Raw genomic sequence first — 723 nt, forward strand, 5'->3', positions numbered from 1 at the left:
CCATCGGCTCGATTTCGGGATGATTGATATTGGCCGGAATGATCGCCCGGCCGCGGGCGATCTCGTCGCGCACGAATTCCGGAGTGATGAAGGGCGGAATGGCTGCGCCGAAACTGTTCCCGTCCGCGAGGCGGGCCTCGGCGCCCTCCAGCACCTGCTGGCGCCCCAGATTCTCCCGCTCGGCGACGAAGATCATCTCCTTGGTGATGATCCCGGCGCGCGCATAGTCCAATTGGGTGATTGGCCGCCCGGCGAGGCCGCGGAGCGGCCGATGGGCGAGGGGGAAATGCGCGACGGCCCTGTCCGGAGATACATGGCCGTCGTCTTCGGGCCTGATGGCGCGACCCGCATAGGGTTCTGCGTCGCCGCGCTTGGCAATCCAGTCTTCGCGCAGGCGCGGCAGGCCGCGCTTGAGGTCTATGGCAATCGCCGGATCGGTATAGGGACCGGACGTGTCGTAGACCCGGAACGCCGGAGCGTTGGGATCGTCGATAGCGATCTCGCGAAAGGGCACGCGGATATCGGTGGCGAGCGGACTGCTCGCATAGACCTTGCGCGATGCGGAAAGGGGTGTGGTGGATATGCCATTGGCGCTCAGCGCCTCGGCGTTGATGGTCTTGTTCACGATGGGTCTCCATGTTTTCTCGTGAAAACGGAAACCCGGGCGCAGCTCTGGTGGCGGATACGATCCCGTCCCTTCGCCGGCATTACCCGGATCAGGTT

General features: G+C 64.6%; 1 protein-coding gene. It reads right to left on the reverse strand.

The window, feature by feature from the left end; all coding sequences use genetic code 11:
- On the reverse strand, positions 1-625 hold a 625-nt coding region (locus A3840_RS11370; protein WP_425388848.1), incomplete at its 3' end, for a phosphomethylpyrimidine synthase ThiC.
- Between the last annotated feature and the right edge of the window lie 98 nt (positions 626-723).

Origin of the sequence: Devosia elaeis (assembly GCF_001650025.1) — a bacterium.
Taxonomy (GTDB): Bacteria; Pseudomonadota; Alphaproteobacteria; order Rhizobiales; family Devosiaceae; genus Devosia; species Devosia elaeis.